2 protein-coding genes are annotated in these 2,158 nt (G+C 33.4%); both read left to right on the top strand.

Annotated elements, in window-relative coordinates; genetic code table 11:
- Nucleotides 1-489 precede the first annotated feature (489 nt).
- Nucleotides 490-1,626: a cysteine desulfurase family protein gene (locus tag AC3AX0_RS12095; protein ID WP_487550533.1), complete on the top strand. Its 1,137-nt coding sequence runs from the start codon at nucleotides 490-492 to the stop codon at nucleotides 1,624-1,626.
- Nucleotides 1,626-2,158 (top strand): THUMP domain-containing protein (locus AC3AX0_RS12090; protein WP_487550532.1); only part of this gene is annotated, 533 nt, incomplete at its 3' end. The genes AC3AX0_RS12095 and AC3AX0_RS12090, both read left to right, overlap by 1 nt.

Raw genomic sequence — 2,158 nt, 5'->3', positions numbered from 1 at the left:
ATACACCAGAGCCATGAGGCACAATATAAGGATAAACTTGTAACAATGGGGGCTTAGATGCCCTTTTTTTGCAGCTTAAGAAAGTTAAAATATGCATAATACCTTGAAGCATTAGTGTTATGCGATTAAAGAAACTTTCTTTCGCATCTTAATAAGTGCTTACGCATTTAACGCAGCGTAGCTGCTTTCTTGCAACAAAAAAGAACAAAACGACCCGGGTAGGTCGTTTTGTTCTAAGCATAAATGCTTAAAAGGGGTATTGGGAATATATTTTGGCTATCGGGGGGATAACCAATTTCATTATAGCATAAGTGATAAATTGATGCAAGGATAAAAATTAATAAAATCCACAAATTTATAAATTTATATTTTAACAATATTATTTATTATGCAAATGTACATTTAATATGGTAAAATTGGTGGAACTGACATTTTCGAAGGTCTAAGAAAACAGGGGCCATACTATTAAGAGGTGATATTTTGATATATATGGACAATGCCGCAACTACAAAAATTACTGAAAAATCTTTGGAAAAATTTGTTTTTTCAAATAAAAATCACTATGGGAATTCATCTTCGCTCCATTCTTACGGCTATGTATGCGAAAAAATATTAAAGGAAAGCAGAAGAATCATTGGAGACTTTATAAAGGCTTCTCAGGAGGAAGTGTTTTTCACTTCAGGAGGGACTGAAAGCAATAATATTGCGATTTTTGGAAGCATTAAGGAATATGATGGTAGTGAAGTGATTTATTCTGATATTGATCATCCTTCAATTATTGGCCCTGTAAATGAATTGAGAAAAAAAGGTGTTGTAACCATTCCTGTAAATACGGATAATTATGGATATATAGACATTGATGATTTGGAAGGTAAATTGAGCAGTAAAACAACCTTGTGCATATTCACCCATGTAAACAGTGAGCTTGGAACCTTGCAGGACATGAAGAAAATATGCAATATTATTAAAAATAATAACAGTAATACAAGAATTCATTTTGACTGTGTTCAATCCTTTGGAAAAATCAATATTGATGTTTCCCAGTGCAAAGTTGATACTTTGTCATTTTCAGGTCATAAAATACATGGACCCAAAGGAATTGGCGGGATCTATGTTAGGAAAGGAATAAAGGTGAAACCAATTGTTTTTGGAGGAGGTCAAGAGAAGGGGTTAAGACCAGGTACAGAGCCTTTGCCTCTTATTGAATCCTTTGCTGAAGCTATCCTTTTAAGAGTGGAAATAATGGAACATGAATATGAAAGAATCTTAAGTTTACGAAATAAACTAATTACGGGGTTGAAAAATTCCATTGAAGATATTAGAATTAACTCGGCAGAGAAATATTCTCCGTATATTCTTAATGTTTCAATAAAGGATATAAAAGGCGAAGTTTTGCTTCACTATCTGGAAAGAGATGAAATTTTTGTTTCAACAGGGTCTGCATGCTCGTCAAAAGACGAGTCCGTAGACAATGTAGTAAGCAAACTTGATAGTGATAAATCTTACAGTGATGGAACTGTAAGAATGAGTTTTGGAATGTATAATGATGAAGCTGAAAACAATATTGTGCTTGAAAAGGTAACTGGGTATGTAAATGAAATAAGGGAAATCATAAGAGGTAGATAATGTATAATTCAATTGGTATAAGTTTGGGCGAAATGGTCCTTAAGGGAAAGAACAGAGGTCAGTTTGAAAAAAAACTAAACAATCAGATCAGCAAGATTATTAAAGGAAAGGATCTTAAATTTTACAGGGACAGGGGAAAAGTATTTATAGATACTGTAGATGAACTTGAAGGAGTAATTAAGGATCTTAAGAATATTTTCGGAATAGTATATGTAACACCATGCTATAAGACAGGAAGAGACATGGAAACAATAAAGGAATCTGTCATAAAAGTAATGGAATGGAAAATGAAAAATGAAAAAATCAAAACTTTCAAGATAGTATCTAAAAGAGCAGACAAATCCTATCCCTTCATGTCCATGGATTTAAATAAAGAGCTTGGAGGAACGGTTCTTAAGCATTTCGGTGATTTGAGTGTAGATGTACACAATCCAGATATTACAATAAATTTGGACTTAAGATCTGAATGCTATATTTTCACCGAAAGAGTCAAGGGTACAGGTGGACTGCCTCTAGGGTCAAATGGTGAAGG

Source organism: Dethiosulfatibacter sp. (assembly GCF_983023055.1).
Note: the sequence above shows the minus strand (reverse complement) of the source record. Positions and strands in the feature narration are given on the sequence as shown.